The sequence below is a fragment of the Streptomyces sp. NPDC050617 genome, from assembly GCF_040654795.1.
In the GTDB taxonomy this organism is placed as follows: domain Bacteria; phylum Actinomycetota; class Actinomycetes; order Streptomycetales; family Streptomycetaceae; genus Streptomyces.
In genome coordinates, this window is record NZ_JBFAIS010000022.1 from 96498 (window position 1) to 115904 (window position 19407).

Sequence of the window (19407 nt, forward strand, 5' to 3'; positions counted from 1 at the left end):
CCGCCGCGGGGCCGCCGGTGGCTGCTGGGGTTCTGGGCCCTCGCGCTCGTCGCGTTCCTGGTGCGGGCGCCGGGGCGGATGACCTTCGAGACGAAGCTGGGCGTGGCCGCCGACCCCTTCGGGTTCCTGCACGATCTGGGGACGCTGTGGCAGGACCGGGCCGGCTTCGGCGGCATCGCGGACCAGTACATCGGCTACGCGTTCCCGACCCTGCCGTACTACGCGCTCGCCCACCTCGTGCGGCTGCCGGTCTGGCTGGCCGAGCGGCTGTGGATGTCGGTCGTCGTCGCCGCCGCGTTCTGGGGCGCGCTGCGCCTCGCAGAGCGGCTGCGCGTCGGCTCGCCCGCGACCCGGCTGCTCGGCGCCGTCGGGTACGCGCTGTGGCCGACGTTCACCATCGTCGTCGGGTCCACCGCCGCCGCGGCGCTGCCGGGCGCGCTGCTGCCGTGGGTGCTGCTGCCGCTGGCCTCGAAGACGGCGAGTGCGCGGGTGGCCGCCGCCCGGTCGGCGCTGCTGATCCCGTTCATGGGCGGCGTCAACGCGGCCTCGACGCTCGCCTCGCTGCTGCCCGTGGCGCTGTATCTGCTCTCGCGGCCGCGCGGCCCCCGGCAGCGCGCGCTGCTCGCGTGGTGGATCCCCGGCGTGGTCCTCGCCACCGCCTGGTGGAGCGTGCCGCTGCTGCTGCTCGGGCACTACGGCGAAAACTTCATGCCGTACATCGAGCAGGCGGACACCACCACCGCCACGATGTCCGCGACCGAGCTGCTGCGCGGCGCCGGGAACTGGGTGGCCTACCTCAACTTCGGCGAACCCTGGCTGCCCGGCGGCTGGGCCGCCGCCACCGCCCTCGTCGCGATCATCGGCTCCGGGCTCGCCGCGGCCCTCGGCCTCGCGGGGCTGGCCCGGCGCGATCTGCCCGAGCGGCGCTGGCTGCTGCTGACCGTGCTGAGCGTGGTGCTCATCGCGCTGGCCGGGTACGGGGGCGCGTACGGCGCGCCCTTCCACGCCGCCGTTCAGGGGTGGCTGGACGGCTGGCTGCGGCCGTTCCGGAACATCTACAAGTTCCAGCCGGGCCTGGCCCTCGCGCTGGCCCTCGGCCTCGCGCATCTGACGGCCGTCGCCGCCGAACGGCGCGGCGCCCGCCCCGTGCCCGGCCGCCGCCTCGCCCCCGCGCTGGCCGCGCTGCTGATCCTGCCGGGGCTCGCCTGGCCGTATCTGAACGGCACCGTGCTCCAGCCGGGCTCCTTCACCAAGCTGCCCGCGCACTGGTCGCGGGCGGCCGACTGGCTGAAGAAGAATTCCCCCGACAGCCGCGCCCTCGTCGTCCCCGCCACCGCGCACGGCATCTACACCTGGGGCTCCCCCATCGACCAGCCCCTCGACGTCCTCGCCGAATCCCGCTGGGCGCAGCGCGACTACGTGCCGTTCGGCGCCCCCGGCTCGCGGCGCGCGATGGACGCCGTGGAGCAGGCGCTGATGTCGGGCACCGAAGTGCCGGGCCTGCGGGACTACTTGGGGCGCGCCGGACTGTACGACGTGGTCGTACGCAACGACCTCGACCCGGACCAGATCGGCTACGTCCCGCCGCAGACCGTGAAGCGCACCCTGGAAGCCTCCGGCTACCGCCGGGTCGCCGCCTTCGGCCCCCTGCTGACCGGCGGCCGCATCCCCGCCGAGACGCCCGTACAGATCCAGGGCCTCTACCCGCGCCAGCAGGCCGTCGAGATCTACGAACCTGTCAACACGCCCCGGCCGGGCCCGGTCACCGCGAAACCGGTCTCGGGCACGGCTGTCGTCAGCGGCGGCCCGGAGTCGCTGCTCCCGCTCTCCGCCGACCCGTCGATGCGCGGCCGGCCCGCCGTGCTGACCGGCGACAACCATCCGGGGATCGGCACGCCGCCGCTCCAGGCCGTCGGCGACGGGCTGCGCCGCGCCGACACCCGCTTCGGGCTCGTCAACACCAACACCTCGTACACGTACGGGCCCGAGGAGCGGAATCCGTCCGGCAGTCTCCAGGACGCGGGCCGCCCGCCCAAGCAGATCCTGCCGGTCGAGGGCGTGCGGCACCAGACGACGGCCGTGCTGCGCGGCGCGGCCTCGGTCACCGCCTCCAGCAGCGGCAACTGGCTCTTCCAGCTCCCGCAGTACGACCCGGTGAACGCCTTCGACGGCAACCCGGACACCGCGTGGGCCGAGGGCACGCCCGGCCACCCGGTCGGCCAGTGGCTGCGCGTCGGCTTCGACACGCCCACCGCGATCCCCGCCTCGATCCAGCTGACGCCGCTGCCGGGCGACGGCACGCGGGCCGCGCCCACGCTCGTACGCGTACAGACCGACCGGGGCGCGGCCGACAGCCCGCTCCAGCCGAACGGCCTCCCGCAGCCCGTCAAAGCGCCCGCGGGACAGGCGAAGTGGCTGAAGATCACCATTCTGGACTCGCAGGACCCCAAGCCGGGGCTGTCCGGCGCGGGCTTCTCCGAGGTCGCCATTCCGGGCGTGCAGGTGACCCGGCTCCTCAAGCTGCCGCCGGACGCGCAGGGCACGGACGCGGCGAGCGAAACGTACGCGCTGCACCGCGGCAGCGATCCGGGCGGGCTCTCGCCGGCCTCCGCCGAGACCGGCCTGCACCGCCGGTTCACCACCACCACGGCCTCCTCCCAGGACTACTCCGTCACCGCCTCCGCACTCCCCGTGCCCGGCGACGAGCTCGACCGGCTCCTCGACCTCGTCGCGCCGGGCAGCCGGCGGCGCCTCACCGCGACCGCCGACTCCACCGCCCGCACCGGGAACGCGCTGAGCGCCCGCAACCTGGTCGACGGCGACCTCACCACCGCCTGGATCGCCGGGGACCGGCCCGTCATCCACCTGCGCTGGCCCGGTCGGCGGAGCATCGACAACATCGTCCTCGCCGCCGCGGGCGGCCTCTCCACCCGGCCCGAGCAGATCCTCGTCAACTCCCCGTACGGCGCGGCCACCGCGGGCGTCGACGAGAACGGCCAGGCCCGCTTCGAGCCCATCGTCACCGACCAGCTCGACATCACCATCAGCAAGGTCGCGCCGCTCACCGTCCACAACCCCGTCGCCGACCGGCAGTTGCAGCTCCCCGTCGGGCTCAGCGAGGTGTACGTGCCCGCCCTCGACGACCTGCGCGCGCCCGCGCCCGCCCCCTCCGCCCGCTTCTCGCTGCCCTGCGGCCGGGGCCCGGCGCTCGCCGTGGACGGCGCCCTGCACGCGACCAAGGCGTCGGGCCGCGTCCGCGACCTGACCGAACGCCGCCCCATCGAGGTCGAGTTGTGCGGCGGCGAGGCGCGCGGCGGCGCGCTGCCGCTCACGCCCGGCACGCATACGGTCGAGGCCGGGGACCAGGGGCCGCTGGCCCTGACCGACGTCAGCCTGACGCGCGGCAAGGCCGCGGCTCCGGCGGCGGCGCGCGCGACGAAGGCCCTCGACTGGGCGGGCGACCGGCGCTCCGTGCACGTCGGCGCGGGTTCGGCCGCGTACCTCCAGACGTACGAGAACGCCAACTCGGGCTGGCACGCGACCCTGAACGGCAAGCGGCTGACGCCGTTGCGCGTCGACGGCTGGCAGCAGGCGTTCCTGGTGCCGGCGGGGCAGGGCGGCACGGTCAAGCTCTCCTACACGCCGTCGACGACGTACGACGCGGCGCTGATCGGCGGCGCGGCGGGCATCGCGCTGCTCGCCCTCCTCGCCTTCGTCCGCCGCCGCCCGGCCGCCGAGCCGCCCCCGCCGCCGCCCGCTCCGGGCTGGATCCTGGGGGCCGTGGCCCTGACCGCCGTCCTCGTGGTGGTCGCGGGCCCGCTGGCGGCGGCCGTGCCCGTACTGGCCCTTCTCGCCCGGGTCCGGCCCTGGCTGCTGGTGCCGACGGCGCTGCTGGCCATGGTCGGCGCGATGATCGCGGCGACGACGGGGGCCGGGGAGCCGTTCGCGATGAGCGAGGGCGCGTTCGGCGGCGCGGCGCAGGTGCTCGCCGTCATCGCGCTGGCGGCGGCGGTCGTGACGGTGCCGCGCGCCTCGCGGCAGCCGGTGGCGGGCCGGGCGTACGAGCCGCCCCCCGACTCTCCGTACGAGCCGCTCCCGCCCGGCCCGAGCCCCGCGTACGAGCCGCCGCCCGGCCAGTTGCACGAGCCGTCGCCGGGGCCGTCGTACGAGCCCGGGCCACCTGACACCGCGCACGAGCCTGGGCCGCCTGAGTCCGCGCCGGACGCCGAGCCGCCCCCGGCGCCGCCGCCCAAACCCATGTCCAAGCCCGCGTCCGATCCCGGGGCCGAGCCCTCGCCGCCCCCCAGCCCGCCGGCGGAGGGAGCATGACGGCCGTGGACCGAGAATCCGCCACGCATCCGGGCGGGGGTACGGGGAAGAGGCCGGACGCGCCGGGGCGCGTTCCCTTCCCCACCGTCGACGAGGTCTCCCGGCACTGCTTCCACGAGGAGGAGCCCGAGACCGTCCACATCGAGGTGCGCCTCCCCGGCCGCCCCGACCCCGCCCGGCTGCGGGCCGCCTTCCGCCAGGCGCTGCTGCGCCATCCCCGCGCCCTCGTGCGACAGGCCCCGTCGGCCTGGTGGCGCAGGCGGTACGAGTGGGAGCTGACCGACGAGCCGGACACCGAGCCGGTGGACTTCCCGCCGCCGGGCCCGGACGCGCTCGCACGGGCCCGGGAGCGGGCGCTCGCCGACTGCCCGCCGCTGGAGGTGTCGCCGCCCGTCCGGCTGTCCGTCGTGACCGGCGCGGAGGGGCGGGGTGGGACGGACTGGACGGACGGGCCGGGCGGCGGCTGCGTCCTGCTGATCGCCATCAACCACACCGCGCTCGACGGCCCGTCCTGCCTGCGGGTGCTGGCGACCGCCGCCGAGCTGTACGGCGGACGGGACAACTCCCCCGCACGGGCGGAGCCGACCCCGCACCGGCGCGCGGAGCCCGCCCCCGCCCCCGGCAAGCGCGGCGGGGGCCGCCCCGTACGCGTAGCCGCCTCGACCGCGGCCCCGGCACGCGGCAACGGAGTGCTGCTCGCCGATCTGCCCGTACCGGCGCGCCCGCACCGCGATGCCACGGGCACGGCCCCGTACACGGTCAACGACCAGCTCCTCGTCGCCACCCGCCTGATGGTCGCCCGCTGGAACCTGCTGCGCGGCGGCCCCACCCGGCCGGTGCGGATCACCATGCCGATGGACGACCGCCCGCTCGGCGACGACATGCCCATCGGCAACGGCACCCGGCTCGTGGACGTCGGCTTCGGGGCGGACGAGCGGCTCGACGAGGAGGCGCTGACCGCCGGGCGGCCCGACCCGGCCGCCGTCGCCCGCCTGCTGCGCCGCACGGCCGCGCGGACCCGTATGCTCAAGTCGACTTCGGGCCCCCAACTCGGCCTGGCCGGAACGCTGTTGACCATGCCCGTACTGCCGGTCGGAGTGCGGGCCGCCGTGACCCGCGGGCTGCGCCGGGCCGCCGCGCCCTGGACCTCCACGACACTGCTGAGCAACATCGGCCGCATCCCCTACCCGCTGGACTTCGGCGACGCGGGGCGGGCGGGCGCAGTGTGGCTGTCGGCCCCGGCCCGTATGCCGCGCGGCCTGACCGTCACCACGGCGAGCACCGGCGGCCGGCTCCACGCGGCGCTGCGCTGGTCCCGCGCGCTGCTGGACGACGCGGCGGGCGCGGAGCTCGCGGAGATCTTCACACGCGCGCTCGACGCGACGTCCGCGGCGGCCTCGCACGCCGCGGAACGGTGATGAGGGAGGGCACATGAGCAGCAGCACCACCGCCACCGCGCACCGGCTGCGGGACTTCTACGAGGACCCCGCCGTGCCCGTCGCCTCGGGCGCGGACCGCAGTCGCCGCCAGGCCCGAATGCTCGCCCGCGCGCTGGGGCCGGTACGGGCGTCCGAACCGGCCACCGTCCTCGACGTCGGCTGCGGCGACGGCACGGCGGCGGCCATCGTGTCCGCCGCGCTGCCCGGCCACCGGTTCGTCGGCGTCGACTGGTCGCAGGGCGCGCTGCGGCGGGCGGCGGCGGGCGTGCCGTACGCGGTGCGGGGCGAGGTGACCGGCGACGGGCTGCCGTTCGCGTCCGGTGTCGCCGACGCCGTGCTGTTCAGCGAGGTCATCGAGCATCTGGTGGACCCGGACGGGGCCCTGGCGGAGATCCGCCGCGTGCTGCGCCCCGGCGGCCATCTGCTGCTGTCCACGCCCAATCTGGCCGCCTGGTACAACCGCGCGCTGCTGCTGGCCGGGGTGCAGCCCGTCTTCTCCGAAGTGAGCCTGCGTCAGGTCCACGGCCGACCGGGCACCCAAGTCGTAGGGCATCTGCGGCTGTTCACGGCGCGGGCGCTGCGCGGGCTGCTCACCGCGTCCGGCTTCGTGCCCGTGGAGCTGGCGGGGGCCCCGTACCACGACGTGCCCCGGCCGCTGCGCCCGCTGGACCGCGCGGCCTGCCGGGCGCCCTCGCTCGCCTCGATCCTGCTGGCGCACGCGCGGAAGGCGTAGCCGTGCTGTGGGGTGTGCTGGCGGCGCTGCTGGCCAACGTCGCGTACAGCACGGGCTTCGTCCTGGAGAAACGCGCCCTGACCGGGCTTCCGGCGCTCAGCTCGGGCCGGCCGCTGCGGGTCGTGCGGCTGCTGCTCGGCAGCCCGCTGTGGATCGGCGGCTCGTGCGCGCTCGCGCTGGGCTTCGCCGCCCAGCTGGCGGTCTACCGCACGCTGCCCATCGCCGCCGCGCAGGGCCTGTTCGTCTCCGGGATGGTGCTGCTGCTCCTGCTGTCCTCCGCCGTCCTGGGGGAGCGTACGAGCACCCGCGAGCGGCGGTCCATCGCCGGAATCCTCTGCGCGCTCCTCATGGTCGTCGCCTCGCTCCAGGGCGCGGCCGACCCCGTCAGCCGCTCCGCGCCGACGGACACGCTGCTCGCCGTCTGCCTGCCCTCGCTGGCGGCGGGGCTGCTGCTGTACGGGGCCGCCGAGCGGCGCGCCGGGCGCGGGCGGCGGCCCACGGGCGTGGAGTACGGGACGGCGGTCGGCCTGCTGTACGGGGTGAGCTCGCTGGCCATCAAGGGCGTGTCGGGCCTGCTGACCACGCACGGCGTCGGCGGCGCGGCCCTCGACCTGCTGGCCTCGCCCTATCCGTATCTGCTGCTGTTCACCGGGGCCACCGGGCTGGTGCTGTCGCAGACGGCCCTTCAGCGCTGCCGCGCCTCCCTGATCGTGCCCGTGTGCACGACGGTCACCTCCGTCTTCACCGTCGCCTGCGGCTCGTTCGCGTTCGGCGAGCCGCTGCCCGCCGACCCGGTGCGCCTGGCGCTGCGCCTGGGCGGGACCGCGCTGGCCGTGGCCGTACTCCTGACCCTGCCGCGCGACGACACGCGCACACAACAACCCTCCCCGGTAAAGGACTTGAGCCATGAGAGCTGACGACCCCCTGCTGAGAATCCTCGCCTGCCCGCTCGACAAGGGGCCGCTCTCCCTCGTCGAGACGGAGAACCTCCTCTACAACCCGCGGCTGCGCCGCCGCTACCCCATCGTCGACGGCATCCCGCAGCTCCTCCCCTCCAGCGGCGAACCGGTCTCCGAGGACGAGCACGAGCGGCTGCTGAAGCGGATCGGCGCCTCGTGACCCTCGCCGCCCGCTGCGCCCGGCGGCTGCCGCCCCGCCTGGTCGCCGCGGCCGCCGCCCGGCTCTACCCGCGCTTCGAACCGGAGCTGCGCCGGCTGCCGGACTTCTGCCCGCGCGGCGGCACCGCCGTCGACGTCGGCGGCTGGTACGGGCCGTGGGCGCGGACCCTGGCCCGGCGCGCCGACCGGGTCGTCGCGGTGGAGCCGGTGCCGCACCTGGCCCGCGCGCTGGCCGCCACCGCGCCCCGCAACGTCGAGGTGGTGCAGGCCGCGGCGGCCGACCGGTCCGGCGTGGCCACGCTCTGGCTGCCGCCGGGCGGACGCGGCGACCGCGGCGTCTCCTCGCTCGTACGCCGCCCCGTGCACGGCGCGGCGCTCGCCGTGCCGTGCCTGGCCCTCGACGACCTGGCGCTCACCGGCGTGACCCTGCTCAAGGTGGACGTGGACGGCGGCGAGGCGGCCGTGCTGCGCGGCGCGCGGCGGCTGCTGCGCCGCGAGCGCCCCGCGCTCTTCGTCGAGCTGGAGTGCCGCATCCAGCCGCCCGGCCCGGTGCTGGCGCTGCTGGCGGCGTACGGCTACCGGGGGTGGGTGCTGCCCGGCGGCGAGTGGGTGCCGCTCGCGGAGTTCGACCTGGCCGCCCACCAGGCCCGTACGGCCCACGTCGCCGACCACGGGCTGGTGCGCCGCTCACTGGCACCCCGCCGGCCCCGTTACGTGAACTCGGTGCTGTTCCTCCCCGGCGCCGAGCGGCCCGGCGAGGCGTGTGTGCGCGACGATGGGGCGCATGAGCTCCACGCGTGACGCCGCCGCCCCGCCGCCGTTCGGCCCGCTCCAGTTCCAGCTCGTCCTGTTGCGCCGGATGGCCGACCACCAGCCGGGCCTGGTCGAGGACGCCCTGCGCGAACTGGGCGTGGAGCGCCCGGAGATGCGCGAGGCGAACCGCCGCTGGCAGGCCATGCTGCACTCCTCGCGGCGGCGCGGCGCGGTGTCCCGCTACCGCTCGGTGCTGGGCCCGCCCGGGGCCGTGGCCGAACGCCGCGTCGGCGACCTGACCTGCGAGGCGCTGACCTGGCCGGTGCCGCTCTGGCCGGACCTGCGGTTCGAGGTGCTGACCGCGCCGGGCGGCGGCGTGTGGAACGAGTGGCTGGTCCGCGCCCCGGACGCCGCGGGCCCCGCCCTCCGCACGGCCGAGGACCTGCGCCCGTGGACGTGCACGGTCGACGAGGCGGCGCGGGCCTTCGCCCCGGCCCGCCCCCTGGAGGGCACGGCCCCGACCCGCTGGCGGCTGGCGTTCACGGCGCCGGACGCGGCGGGGGCGCGGCGGAGGTGCATCGCGGAGTTCACGTGGGGGCTGCTGCAACGGGTGGCGGTGGGGACGGAGGACGCGCCGGGGCCCTTCCCCGCCTGAGCGGGAGACCGGTGCACGACGAGACGGGGCGGGGCCCGGTCCGTAACGAGGCGGGGCGAGGCGGGGCGGGGCCCGGCCCGTAAGAGCCGCGCACCCCGCCCCGTCCCGCCCGCCTCGCCTCCGCGACGCGCGCGGTCTACCCGGGGAGCAGCTCCGAGGAGACGTTCCAGGCGGTGATCGCCGGGCGGTCGTGCTCGGTGCCGATGCGGCTGATCGTGCCGGTGTCGAGCCGGAACAGCGCGCCGTCGGCGGCCGGCAGGCCGAGCCGCCGCGCGGTCAGCACCCGCAGGAAGTGCGAGTGCGCGACGAGCACCACGTCGCCCTTGCCGTCCGCACCGTCCCCGCCGGCCTTCAGCAGGGGCTCGATGCCCGCCAGCACGCGGTCCGCGCGCGCCCCCACCTGCTCGGGCGTCTCGCCCGGATGCTCGGCGGGGCCGGGCGCGACGCCGTCGTGCCACAGGTCCCAGTCGGGCCGGGTGCGGTGGATCTCGGCGGTGGAGACGCCCTCGTACGCGCCGTAGTCCCACTCGTGCAGCTCGGGTTCGATCTCGACGTCGCCGAGCCCGGCGAGCTCGGCGGTCCGCCGCGCCCGCGCCAGCGGGCTCACCAGCGCCCGTACCACCGTCAGCCCGGCGAGCAGCGGCCGCAGGGCGGTCGCCTGCTCCTCGCCGCGGCCGGTCAGCGGCAGGTCCGTCCAGCTGGTGTGCTGACCCGACCGGCTCCACTCGGTCTCGCCGTGCCGGATCAGCAGCAGGTCAGCCACGGTCGCCCTGCTCCTGTCCGCCCTCCTGCTGACCGCCTTCCTGCTGGGCCTTGGCCTGCTGCTCGGCGACGGAGGCGCGCACCTCGTCCATGTCCAGCCCGCGGGCCTGGCCGATGACGTCCTCGAGGGCGGACTCGGGGAGCGCGCCCGGCTGCGCGAAGACCGCGATGTTGTCGCGCACGATCATCAGCGTGGGGATCGACTGGATCTCGAAGGCCGCGGCCAGCTCGGGCTGCGCCTCGGTGTCGACCTTGGCGAAGACCAGGTCGTCGTGGCGCTCGGCGGCGCTCTCGTACACCGGGGCGAACTGCTTGCAGGGGCCGCACCACTCGGCCCAGAAGTCGATCAGTACGAAACCGTTCCCGGAGACGATCTCGTCGAAGTTGTCCTTGGTGAGCTCAACCGTGCTCATGCTTGCCTCTCAGCTCGCGGATGCGGTCCGGATCCCCAGCCGGGAAACCAGCTGTTGCCCCACCGTATTCCGAAGCCCCGGGGCCTCGTCCACCGCAGCCGACCAGGTACGGTGCCCTCGCACACGTACCTCCCGCGCGCCCCTCGGGGGCGGGGAACCGCCCCCTCGAAGCAGACATTCCGGGTGCGGGACGAAGATTCGCCACACCCGGAATGTCACCCGAACACCGCTCGAAGGCCGTCGCCGGCCGCTACTCCTACCAGCGGTACCCGTCCTGCGGGTTCTGGTCGATCCACCAGCCGTTCTGGCACACGCGGCCCTCGGGGTCCCGGGCCCCTTCGGTGTACTCGCCCGAACCGGTGGTCTCGCCGTTCGGGCCGCGCCCCCCGCTCGTGTAGTAGTAGCGGCAGCCGGCAGCGTCGGGGGCGGCCTGCGCCACCGGGACGACGGACAGGGCGGCACCGGCCGCACAGACCGCCACCACGACGGCGCGCGTGAACGCTCGCATGCGATCACCTTCCACTTGTGGGGCTCGCGGCGCGTGCCCCGGAGGTGATCACTTTGGCGCGCGGAAAGCGACGGCGGCGCGGCGACGCGGGCGCCGCGCCGAATGCCACCTGAACGGCTAACGCGCCCTTCGCCGCGATTGACGGAGGGACAACCCCAAGCGTCAACTCAGGCCCGTCCAGCCCCGGTTACCCCCGACTCCCCCCTACGCACCTCTCCCCCACGCACTCCCGCTCGCCCCTCCGCACCCCTGCCCGCCTCCCGATCCGACGTTCCGGCCTCGACGGCATCGACGGCATCGACGGCATCGACGGCCACGCTGCCCAGCAGCCTGCTGATCTCGGCGACGGTGTCGGCCGGCTCGGTGTCGAGGACGACGGCCATGCCGAGGTCCTGGGCGGGCAGCAGGTTGCGGGCGGAGTCGTCCACGAACACGCACGCTCCGGCCGGGAGCCCGAGCAGCCCCAGCACGATCGGGTACAGCTCCGGGTCGGGCTTGCGGAGCCGGTAGTCGCCGGAGAGCACCACCGCGTCGTACTCCGTGTCGAGGCCGTACCCGGCGTAGGGGTCGTACGGCGTCCGGCCGAGGCTGTTGGAGAGCACGCCCACGCGCACGCCCGCACGCCGGGCGGCCCGCGCGGCGTCGACGACGAGGGGTTCGGGGCGCAGGTCGGCGAGGACCCGGCCGAGGAGCCCGGTCCCGTCGACGCCCAGCAGGGGCCCGGTGCACTCGTTCCACTCGGCCTGTTCGATCGCGCCGCACTCCAGGTCCTCGAAGAGCGCCCGGCCCACCGGGTCCACCGAGATCACGCGCGTAAAGGCGTCCGGGGCCAGCCCTTCGCGCAGGCAGAAGGCGCGGGCACACTCGGCGACGGAGGCGGTGAGCACGCCGCCGAAGTCGAGAATCAGGCCACGGGGTTCCAGTTCCAGGGATGTCGGGGATTCCAGGGAATCGGACATATGCGGCTCCTCGGGATGGCCGGGGCGTGCGTGTTCGCACCACTACGGAAAGCAATCACGGTAGTGGCCGGGCCCGCCCCAGACAGCGGTTTCCGCTGATTTCCCACACGACCGGACGGCGGGGATGGACAAGGCGAAGAAGCAGATGAACAAAACAAAAGCGAGGAGAACTTTCCTCTCCTCGCCACTACCAAGCTATAGCGCACTGGGGGGCTTGCGACAAGGCCCCATAGGTGCCGCACAATCAGCGGCCGATAGCCCGAACACGCAGAACTGGGGGGCCGCGAAATGCGAGCTTTGCTGACGGCATGGGGATCGCGCGGGGATGTCGAACCGCTGGTGGGGCTGGCGGTGGCGCTGCGCGAACTCGGCGCGGAGGCGCGGGTGTGCGCACCGCCGGACGAGGAGTTCACGACGCTGCTGGCACGGGCGGACGTACCGCTGGTGCCGCTCGGCCCGTCGGTGCGCTCGGTGGTCGCCAACCCGAAGCCGCCGACGGCGCAGGACGCGTTCCGGCTCGCCCCGGAACTGGTGGCAGCGCGGTTCGCCACGCTCACGGCGGCGGCCGGGGACTGCGACGTCCTGCTGGCGACGGGCCTGATGCCGGCCGGCGCGCGGGACGTCGCCGAGAGGCTGGGTATCCCGTACGTCTACGCGTGCTTCCACACCTACGGACTGCCGTCCCGCCACCTCCGCCCCGGCGCGCGGCCGGGCACGGCGTCCCCGGAGGACGAGACCGACCACCGCAAGCTGTGGGAGCAGGACGCCCAGCGGGTGAACGCGCTGTACGGCGAGGCGCTCAACACCCACCGGGCGGCGATCGGCCTGCCGCCGGTGGACAACGTCCGCGACCACGCCTTCACCGACCGCCCGTGGCTGGCGGCGGACGAGACGCTGTGCCCGTCGCGGGACCTGACGGACCTGGACCTCGTACGGACGGGCCCCTGGACGCTACGGGACCCGCGCCCGCTGCCGGCGGAACTGGAGAGGTTCCTGGACAGGGGCGAACCCCCGGTCTACGTGGGCTTCGGCAGCATGGCGGCACACGCCCCGAAGGACATCGCCCGAACGGCCACCGAGGCGATCCGCGCCCACGGCCACCGCGTACTCCTGGCCAGCGGCTGGGCGGACCTGGCCCCGGTCGACGCCGCCGCCGACTGCCTCGCGGTGGGCGAGGTCAACCAGCAGGCGCTGTTCCCGCGCGTAGCCGCCGCCCTCCACCACGGCGGCGCGGGCACCACCACGGCGGCGGCCCGAGCGGGCACACCCCAGGTAGTGCTCCCCCGCATCGCGGACCAACCACACTGGGCCGCCCGAGTAGCCGAACTCGGCATCGGCGCCTCCCACCCCGACCCGACCCCGACCTCCGCCTCCCTGTCGGCCGCACTCACCACGGCCCTGTCCCCCGAGACGCGCGCACGAGCGAAGTCGACGGCGGGCACCATCCAGACGAACGGCGCGACAACAGCGGCAAGGATGCTGCTTGAGGGGGTGGGGGTGGGGGTGGGGTTGAGGGCGTAGGGGGCGGTGTGTGTGGGGGGGGTGGGTGCGGGGGCGGTCCGTGGCGGTTGCTGCCGGGTGGGGCGGTATTGGGGGGGTGGGCTGGTGCGGGTCACGGGCCGCTGCCGGGTGGGGCGGTATTGGGGGGGTGGGCTGGTGCGGGTCACGGGCCGCTGCCGCGTGGGGCGGCATTCGGCGTGGGTGGGTGCGGGTTTCGTCTCGGACCCTGCGGGTCCAGGACGCCGGCAGCGGCAGGGAGGGGGGCGGGCCGGGGTTGGTTTGTTGTCTGCGGCGTGGGGTGTGGCTGGGGTGAGAGAGGGCTCGCTGCGCTTTGCCGCTGGCCGCTGCCGCGAAGTGGTCGTGATGGGGACTTCGAGTGCGGGTGGTTGTGTGGTTGCGGCCCAAGGATTCAAGGGCGGCGGGGCGGGGGGTCGGCACGGTCGTTACTCGCAAGTAGGGTTAGGTTGCCGCCCGACAAAAGCGCCATACCCGACAGGGAACTGGGCGGTACGCGCACCCTGTTGCCCAATCAACTTGGCGTATGGGGCATAACGGGCCAGCGGACCCCCGAAGGGGAACTGCCCCACCCTCAGACCCTCGACCCAGAGGCGGAAACGCACCCCGGACACGCAACGCCCCCTCGGCGCAGTACAGCGCGTCGCGCCCGCTGCCGATCGCCGTGGATCATAGGCCGAGACCCACCCCGGCCCGCACCCGAAGCCCCCGCCTCAACTACTTCGCGGCAGCGACCAGCGGCAAAGCGCAGCGAGCTCTCCCTGACCCCAGCGGCGAACCGGCCGACCGGCAACGAACCGGCCTCAGCCCCCACCTCGCCGTCCTTGAATCCTTGGGCCGTAACCACACCGACCCCCGCGCCCAAAGCCCCCACCGCGACCACTTCGCGGCAGCGGCCAGCGGCAAAGCGCAGCGAGCCCTCTCTCACCCCAGCCACACCCCACGCCGCAGACAACAAACCAACCCCGGCCCGCCCCCCTCCCTGCCGCTGCCGGCGTCCTGGACCCGCAGGGTCCGAGACGAAACCCGCACCCACCCACGCCGAATACCGCCCCACCCGGCAGCGGCCCATGACCCGCACCAGCCCACCCCCAATACCGCCCCACCCGGCAGCAACCACCACGGACCCCGCACCCACCCGTCAAGCCGTCTCCCCCACCGAGGACACGTCTCCCCCAAGGAGCACGTCACCCAGACGACATGACCTCGTAGAGATTGCGGGCGTCATCGACGAAGTACAGCCCGCGCGGGCATAGCGGGTGGTCGATCCGCCCGTTGTCCGGCTCATTGGGGTCGCTGCCGTACGGCACACCGGCGGCACGGATTCGAGCGAGAATCCCGTCGAAGGTCGAAGAGTCGACGTCGAACGCCAGGTGGTGGCCGACAGGGTTCTCGACCCGCATGAAGTCCAGCGTCAGCGAGTCGTTGACCCGCACCGGTGCGAAATGTCGGTCCAACCCCCCGTACTCCAGCCCCATGACAGAAGCGAAGAACCGCGCCGCCGCTTCATGATCGACGGCCGGAACGATGGTGTGGTTCAGCGTGATCGGCATACCCAATGTCCCCCTCAACTCTCAACTTGCGACTCTCAACTTCAGCTCGGATCTTAAGCGCCCGAAGATACCCCCGCCCCCGGGCGCACCCGCCCCGCCACCAACGTTCAGTCAGCCCCCTCAGCGATCATTTCAGTCAACCGACGCAACTGACCAGCAAGTTGGGCACGCTCAGCCGGCGGGAACCGCGCGAGGCGCGCCTGCTGTTCGCGGAGCTGAGCCCGTACGGCCGCGAGTTGCTCGACGCCCTTCGCGGTGAGGCTGACCAGAACCCGGCGCTCGTCGGCGGGCGAGCGCCGCCGCGCCACGCTGCCTTTACCTTCCAACTGCTGAAGCATCCGCGTGGCGGTGGGAACGCTGACGTCCGCCGCAGCGGCCAACCGCCCAACCGGCAGCTCCCGCTCACCCGCCAACGGGTTGAGCAGCGCCAACTGGGCGAGGGTCAGGCCGGAGCCCTGCTGCCCGGCGACCGAGCGGGCGCGACGCATCGCGTAGAAGAGCGCGTCGGCGGCCTGCGCCAGCTCTTCCACACTCGACCCGCCATCCAGGCCGTCACCCAAACCGCCACCCGCCCCCGCATCCGCATCCGCGCCCTCACCCTTATCCCCATCCCCACCCGCCGCCGAGTCGGACATCACACACCCTCCGCCGTCGCCTGCACCCTCCACACCTGTTAGCTTACTAAATGAATCAGTTAGCAAGCTAACCTTTAGGAGGGCAAGCAAATGAACGCCGCACGGCGCATCGACGTCCACCAGCACATCGTTCCGCCGGTATGGGCCAAGGCCCTGGACGACCTCGGCCTCGACTCCGGCGGCTGGGCGATCCCGGCCTGGAGCGCGGCCGACGCCATCGCGATGATGGACGAACAGGGCATCGCCACCGGCGTCCTGTCGGTCACATCCCCCGGCGTCCGCCTCGACGCCGACGGGAGCCGCAACGCCGCCTCCCGAGCCCAGGCCCTGGCCCGCGCCGTCAATGAATTCGGCGCGGAAACGGCCAAGGACCACCCTGCCCGCTTCGGCTCCTTCGCCTCCCTCCCCCTCCCCGACGTCGACGCCGCCCTGGAAGAGGCCGCCTACGCGCTGGACACCCTCGGCGCCGACGGAGTCGTGCTGATCTCCAACACCGGCGGCCGCTACCTCGGCGACCCCGCGTACGAACCGCTGTGGGCCGAGCTGGACCGGCGCGCGGCAGTCGTGTTCGTACACCCGGCGCAGCCCCCGATGCCGCTGCTCCGCGGCACCCCGGCCCCCCTCGCCGACTACGTCTTCGACACCACCCGTACCGCCGTGGACATGGCGCTCAACGGCGTACTGAGCCGGTACCGCAAGGTGAAGGTGATCCTGTCGCACGGCGGCGGCTTCCTGCCGTACGCGGCCTACCGCTTCTCCGGCCTGACCTCCACCGCGCTCGACACCGGACGCACGGCCGAAGACGTCATCGGCGACCTCAAGCGCTTCTACTTCGACACCGCGCTGGCGGCGAGCCCCAGTTCCCTCCCCTCCCTCCTGGCGTTCGCCGAACCGGGCCACGTCCTGTACGGGAGCGACTGGCCCTTCGCGCCGCAGGAGGCGGGCACGTACTACAACCGCTTCCTGGAGACGTACCCGGACTTCGCTCCCGGCCAGGCGGAGGCGATCAACCGCGGCAACGCCGAAGCCCTCTTCCCCCGCTTCGCGCAGCCGAAGAGCTGAACCGACGACGGCTCGACCGGGTGCCGCAGAGCACCCAGCCGAGCCCAGTCGCGAACGGTCGCGAACCGCCGCCCCCGAACCGCCGCAAACAGCGGCGATCAGCGAGACCGCACAACCGAAGCCGACACTCCAGAGCCGGAGCCGGAGCCAGCCCCAGACCCAGACCCAGAATCGGCAGCAGAAGCAACAACCCCACTCCCCCGAGACGCACGCGAGGACAGACGCGAGGACGAACGCCCGGACGTCTCCCCGGACGAGCGCCCGGACGTACGCACAACCAGCGTGATGAGCAGGGCGACCCCGCTCACCCCCGCCGCGACCAGCGCGGCTGTATGCATCGAGCTGAGGAACGCGGGCCCGGCGGCCTTGATCGCCGCGGAGTCGCCCGTGGCCAGCGCCGAGGCGAGCGATTCCGAGGCGGCACGGCGGACGCCGTCCGGGGCCCCGGCGAGCCGGTCGGATACGAGGCCCGAGTACCGCGACCAGAGGACCGACCCGAGCACGGCGACGCCGAGCGCGCTGCCGAGCTGGCGCAAGGTGTTGAGCAGCGCCGATCCGGCGCCGGCCCGCTCGGTGGGCACCGAGGAGGAGGCCAGCGTCATGCCGGGGGCGAGGACGAGCGCGAAGCCGAGCTGCAGCACGAACGCGTCCGCCACGAACCAGGCGACACCCGTACGGGCTCCCAACCACACCACGCAGACGAACCCGACGGTCATGAGCGCGATACCGGCGGCGATCGTGGCGCGCGGCCCGAACCGTTCGCTCGCCACGCGCGACAGCGGCGCTCCGACGACGAGCCCGACCGACAGCGGGATGAGCAGCAGTCCGGTCTGCAACGGCGTGTAGCCGCGCAGGATTTGCAGGTAGAAGGTGATGAAGTACAGGTAGCCGAAGACGACGAACGAGCCGAGCGTCAGCGCCACCGCGGCGACGGTGAACGAGGCGTGTTTGAAGAGGCCGACGTCCACGAGCGGTTCGCGGTGCCGCGCTTCGACCAGGACGAGCCCGGCGAGTATGAGCAGGCCGATCAGGGCGGGCAGCCAGGTGCCCAGGTAGGTCCAGCCCTTGTCGGTGGCGTGCACGACGCCGAAGACGAGCAGGCCGATGCCGCCGAGGGACCCGGCTACGGGCATCATGCGCAGTTCCCCGGCCCCGCTGGCGGGGATCGCGGGGACCCAGGCCAGTGTGGCGGCGAGGGCGACGAGGGCGAACAGGGCGACGAGTTCCAGCACGGAACCCCACCACATGCCCCCGCTGAGCAGTGCGCCGCCGAGCAGGGGGCCGAGCGAGATGGACAGCCCGGAGGCGGCCGCCCATGTGGCGATGGCCTGGGCGCGCTTGCCCGCCGGGAAGATCCGCAGGATCACCGCGAGGGTGGTGGGCATGATCATGGCGGCGGCCACGCCCATGAGCGCGCGGACGATGATGATCGCGACGGGCGAGTCGAGGAATCCGGTCACCGCCGTCGTGACGGTGAAGGCCGTCGTCCCCCAGACCAGCAGGCGCCGCAGCCCGAACCGGTCGCCCGCGCTGCCTCCGACGAGCAGGAAGCCGGCGAAGGTGAGGGTGTAGGAGTTAAGGAACCACTGCTGCTCGGTGTTGCCGGCGCCGAGTTCGCGCTGCATCGTCGGGAGCGCCACGTTGAGGATGGTGCTGCCCAGCAGCACGGCCGAGACCGCGAGCGTGAGCGCGAACAGCGCGAGTCCGGGCCGGACCGTACGACCCCGGGTGCCGGTCATCGGACGACCTCCTGCCCTATTCCGGCCCGTACGAGCGCCCGGCTGTTGCCGCCCGGCCCTACGAGGGTCCGGCCGTCATCGCCCGACCCGACGAGCGTCCGGCCGTCGTTGCCCGGCCCTACGAGCGTCCGGCCGTTGCCGCCCGACCCGACGGGCACCGGCCCGCTGCCGGCCCGTACGAGCGCCCAGCCGCTGACGGACGGCCCGAGCCGCTGTCCTTCATCGAGCGGCTGCCCGCCACCGGGTCGGCCGAGCCGAGACCCGCCGCCGGACCAGGCGAGACGACCGGCGGGGGCGAATGCCCGACCGACGGGGTTGATGGTCATGGTCATGCGTGGTGCCTTTCGAACTGTTTGAACCGTGGGTCGTGGACGGCCGCGATGGTGCGTGCCCCGCCCCTGGCCACATCGGCCCTGGCCGCATAGGCCCCGGCCGCATAGGCCCTGGCCGCATCGCCCCCAGCCGCATAGGCCCCAACCGCATCGGTCCCGGCCCAACAGGCAGTCGTCCGCACCCACCCTGCTTCTCTATCGCTGACCAAGAAGGTCATGACGCAGGTATACTTGTTCAGTGACCAAGAAGCAAGCCGGCGCCGACCGCGCCAAGGTCGGGATCACCCTCGACGACGTGATCGGCGCGGCGTTCGACGTACTCGCCAAGAGCGGCCTCGCCAAGCTCTCCACCCGCGCGATCGCGGGCGAGCTGGGGGTCAGCATGAACACCGTCATGTGGCACATCCGCACCAAGGACCGGCTCCTGGACGCGATGGCCGACGCCGTACTCGCGGGGATCGACCTGGAGGATCTGCCCGAGCCCTGGGACGACCAGGTGATCGAACTCCTGGAGCGGCTGCGGCAGGCGATGCTCGGCCACCGCGACGGCGCCTCACTCGTCGCGGGCACGTTCCCCATGGCGTCGGGGACCATCACCTTCACCGACCGCATGGTCGGCGCCCTACGCCAGGGCTGCCCCACCCCCCGAACGGCCGCCTGGACAGCCTGGAACGTCTTCTACTTCACCCTCGGCCTCGTCCAAGAAGAACAGGCCGCCCTCATCCAGGACCGCGACCGCCTGCGCGAATTCGTCGACAAGGACCGCTACCCCGGCCTCGCCCCGGCACTCGACGACTTCATGTCCGTAGACTTCGCGGCCCGCTTCCGCTTCGGCGTCGAGCAGATCATCCGCTCCGCAGCCATCATGGCAGCCCCCGAGGACTGACCCCCGGCCGAAACTT

General features: G+C 73.9%; 18 protein-coding genes. 10 read left to right on the plus strand and 8 right to left on the minus strand.

Translation table 11 applies throughout. The features are described 5' to 3' along the window. Positions 1-21: 21 nt before the first annotated feature. The 7 genes from AB0I49_RS26620 to AB0I49_RS26650 are packed head-to-tail and all read left to right on the plus strand — an operon-like array spanning position 22 to position 9027. Positions 22-4329 carry an alpha-(1->3)-arabinofuranosyltransferase family protein gene (locus tag AB0I49_RS26620; RefSeq protein WP_363229668.1) on the plus strand — a complete coding sequence of 1436 codons (4308 nt, stop codon included), beginning with the start codon at positions 22-24 and terminating at the stop codon, positions 4327-4329. Further along, complete coding sequence (locus tag AB0I49_RS26625; RefSeq protein WP_363229614.1) at positions 4326-5747, plus strand: condensation protein; 1422 nt, start codon at positions 4326-4328, stop codon at positions 5745-5747. The genes AB0I49_RS26620 and AB0I49_RS26625 overlap by 4 nt, the downstream gene beginning before the upstream one ends. Positions 5748-5760: 13 nt before the next feature. Further along, positions 5761-6501, plus strand: coding sequence for a class I SAM-dependent methyltransferase (locus AB0I49_RS26630; protein WP_363229615.1), 741 nt, complete (start codon positions 5761-5763; stop codon positions 6499-6501). Between the two features lie 14 nt (positions 6502-6515). After that, positions 6516-7418 carry a hypothetical protein gene (locus tag AB0I49_RS26635; RefSeq protein ID WP_363229669.1) on the plus strand — a complete coding sequence of 301 codons (903 nt, stop codon included), beginning with the start codon at positions 6516-6518 and terminating at the stop codon, positions 7416-7418. After that, positions 7408-7620: a Trm112 family protein gene (locus AB0I49_RS26640; protein WP_363229616.1), complete on the plus strand. Its 213-nt coding sequence runs from the start codon at positions 7408-7410 to the stop codon at positions 7618-7620. Before AB0I49_RS26635 ends, AB0I49_RS26640 begins: the two co-directional genes overlap by 11 nt. Next, complete coding sequence (locus AB0I49_RS26645; protein WP_363229617.1) at positions 7617-8420, plus strand: FkbM family methyltransferase; 804 nt, start codon at positions 7617-7619, stop codon at positions 8418-8420. Before AB0I49_RS26640 ends, AB0I49_RS26645 begins: the two co-directional genes overlap by 4 nt. Further along, positions 8395-9027: a hypothetical protein gene (locus AB0I49_RS26650; protein WP_363229618.1), complete on the plus strand. Its 633-nt coding sequence runs from the start codon at positions 8395-8397 to the stop codon at positions 9025-9027. The genes AB0I49_RS26645 and AB0I49_RS26650 overlap by 26 nt, the downstream gene beginning before the upstream one ends. Before the next feature lie 136 nt (positions 9028-9163). Here AB0I49_RS26650 and AB0I49_RS26655 read toward each other — a convergent pair whose 3' ends face one another. The 4 genes from AB0I49_RS26655 to AB0I49_RS26670 all read right to left on the minus strand — a co-directional run bounded on the left by AB0I49_RS26655 (position 9164) and on the right by AB0I49_RS26670 (position 11669). Further along, positions 9164-9790 (minus strand): histidine phosphatase family protein, encoded by a 627-nt coding sequence (locus AB0I49_RS26655; protein WP_363229619.1) that lies wholly within the window; start codon positions 9788-9790, stop codon positions 9164-9166. Continuing rightward, entirely contained in the window at positions 9783-10202 is a 420-nt protein-coding gene (gene trxA, locus AB0I49_RS26660) for a thioredoxin (RefSeq protein WP_363229620.1), read from the minus strand. The genes AB0I49_RS26655 and trxA overlap by 8 nt, the downstream gene beginning before the upstream one ends. Positions 10203-10458: 256 nt before the next feature. Further along, a complete protein-coding gene (locus tag AB0I49_RS26665; protein WP_363229621.1) occupies positions 10459-10710 on the minus strand; it encodes a hypothetical protein in 252 nt (83 codons plus the stop codon). A 167-nt stretch (positions 10711-10877) separates the two neighbouring features. Beyond that, positions 10878-11669: an HAD-IA family hydrolase gene (locus AB0I49_RS26670; RefSeq protein ID WP_363229622.1), complete on the minus strand. Its 792-nt coding sequence runs from the start codon at positions 11667-11669 to the stop codon at positions 10878-10880. A gap of 288 nt (positions 11670-11957) precedes the next feature. On the opposite strand from AB0I49_RS26670, the gene AB0I49_RS26675 reads away from it, so the two are divergent. Further along, positions 11958-13190: a glycosyltransferase gene (locus tag AB0I49_RS26675; protein WP_363229623.1), complete on the plus strand. Its 1233-nt coding sequence runs from the start codon at positions 11958-11960 to the stop codon at positions 13188-13190. 1181 nt (positions 13191-14371) lie between these two features. Here AB0I49_RS26675 and AB0I49_RS26680 read toward each other — a convergent pair. Both AB0I49_RS26680 and AB0I49_RS26685 read right to left on the minus strand, forming a co-directional pair. Continuing rightward, on the minus strand, positions 14372-14737 hold the full coding sequence (locus AB0I49_RS26680) for a VOC family protein (RefSeq protein ID WP_363229624.1): 366 nt from the start codon (positions 14735-14737) through the stop codon (positions 14372-14374). Between the two features lie 107 nt (positions 14738-14844). Further along, a complete protein-coding gene (locus AB0I49_RS26685) occupies positions 14845-15372 on the minus strand; it encodes a MarR family transcriptional regulator (RefSeq protein WP_363229625.1) in 528 nt (175 codons plus the stop codon). Between the two features lie 90 nt (positions 15373-15462). Here AB0I49_RS26685 and AB0I49_RS26690 point away from each other — a divergent pair, with 90 nt between their 5' ends. Further along, the gene (locus tag AB0I49_RS26690; RefSeq protein ID WP_363229626.1) at positions 15463-16434 is read left to right on the plus strand and encodes an amidohydrolase family protein; all 972 of its coding nucleotides are present in this window, start codon (positions 15463-15465) and stop codon (positions 16432-16434) included. A 98-nt stretch (positions 16435-16532) separates the two neighbouring features. Here AB0I49_RS26690 and AB0I49_RS26695 read toward each other — a convergent pair whose 3' ends face one another. Both AB0I49_RS26695 and AB0I49_RS26700 read right to left on the minus strand, forming a co-directional pair. Further along, positions 16533-18173: an MFS transporter gene (locus AB0I49_RS26695; RefSeq protein WP_363229627.1), complete on the minus strand. Its 1641-nt coding sequence runs from the start codon at positions 18171-18173 to the stop codon at positions 16533-16535. Continuing rightward, positions 18170-18505: a hypothetical protein gene (locus tag AB0I49_RS26700; protein WP_363229628.1), complete on the minus strand. Its 336-nt coding sequence runs from the start codon at positions 18503-18505 to the stop codon at positions 18170-18172. The genes AB0I49_RS26695 and AB0I49_RS26700 overlap by 4 nt, the downstream gene beginning before the upstream one ends. Positions 18506-18743: 238 nt before the next feature. Between AB0I49_RS26700 and AB0I49_RS26705 the strand changes: the two genes are divergently transcribed. Beyond that, positions 18744-19391 carry a TetR/AcrR family transcriptional regulator C-terminal domain-containing protein gene (locus AB0I49_RS26705; RefSeq protein WP_363229629.1) on the plus strand — a complete coding sequence of 216 codons (648 nt, stop codon included), beginning with the start codon at positions 18744-18746 and terminating at the stop codon, positions 19389-19391. The last annotated feature ends 16 nt before the right edge of the window (positions 19392-19407 follow it).

What these genes read in the sequence shown, in the direction of transcription:
- AB0I49_RS26625 (WP_363229614.1), top strand. Translation starts at nt 4,326, where the DNA reads ATGACGGCCGTGGACCGAGAATCCGCCACGCATCCGGGCGGGGGTACG.
- AB0I49_RS26630 (WP_363229615.1), top strand. Translation starts at nt 5,761, where the DNA reads ATGAGCAGCAGCACCACCGCCACCGCGCACCGGCTGCGGGACTTCTAC.
- AB0I49_RS26640 (WP_363229616.1), top strand. Translation starts at nt 7,408, where the DNA reads ATGAGAGCTGACGACCCCCTGCTGAGAATCCTCGCCTGCCCGCTCGAC.
- AB0I49_RS26650 (WP_363229618.1), top strand. Translation starts at nt 8,395, where the DNA reads ATGGGGCGCATGAGCTCCACGCGTGACGCCGCCGCCCCGCCGCCGTTC.
- trxA (WP_363229620.1), bottom strand. Translation starts at nt 10,202, where the DNA reads ATGAGCACGGTTGAGCTCACCAAGGACAACTTCGACGAGATCGTCTCC.
- AB0I49_RS26665 (WP_363229621.1), bottom strand. Translation starts at nt 10,710, where the DNA reads ATGCGAGCGTTCACGCGCGCCGTCGTGGTGGCGGTCTGTGCGGCCGGT.
- AB0I49_RS26670 (WP_363229622.1), bottom strand. Translation starts at nt 11,669, where the DNA reads ATGTCCGATTCCCTGGAATCCCCGACATCCCTGGAACTGGAACCCCGT.
- AB0I49_RS26675 (WP_363229623.1), top strand. Translation starts at nt 11,958, where the DNA reads ATGCGAGCTTTGCTGACGGCATGGGGATCGCGCGGGGATGTCGAACCG.
- AB0I49_RS26680 (WP_363229624.1), bottom strand. Translation starts at nt 14,737, where the DNA reads ATGCCGATCACGCTGAACCACACCATCGTTCCGGCCGTCGATCATGAA.
- AB0I49_RS26685 (WP_363229625.1), bottom strand. Translation starts at nt 15,372, where the DNA reads ATGTCCGACTCGGCGGCGGGTGGGGATGGGGATAAGGGTGAGGGCGCG.
- AB0I49_RS26690 (WP_363229626.1), top strand. Translation starts at nt 15,463, where the DNA reads ATGAACGCCGCACGGCGCATCGACGTCCACCAGCACATCGTTCCGCCG.
- AB0I49_RS26695 (WP_363229627.1), bottom strand. Translation starts at nt 18,173, where the DNA reads ATGACCGGCACCCGGGGTCGTACGGTCCGGCCCGGACTCGCGCTGTTC.
- AB0I49_RS26700 (WP_363229628.1), bottom strand. Translation starts at nt 18,505, where the DNA reads ATGACCATGACCATCAACCCCGTCGGTCGGGCATTCGCCCCCGCCGGT.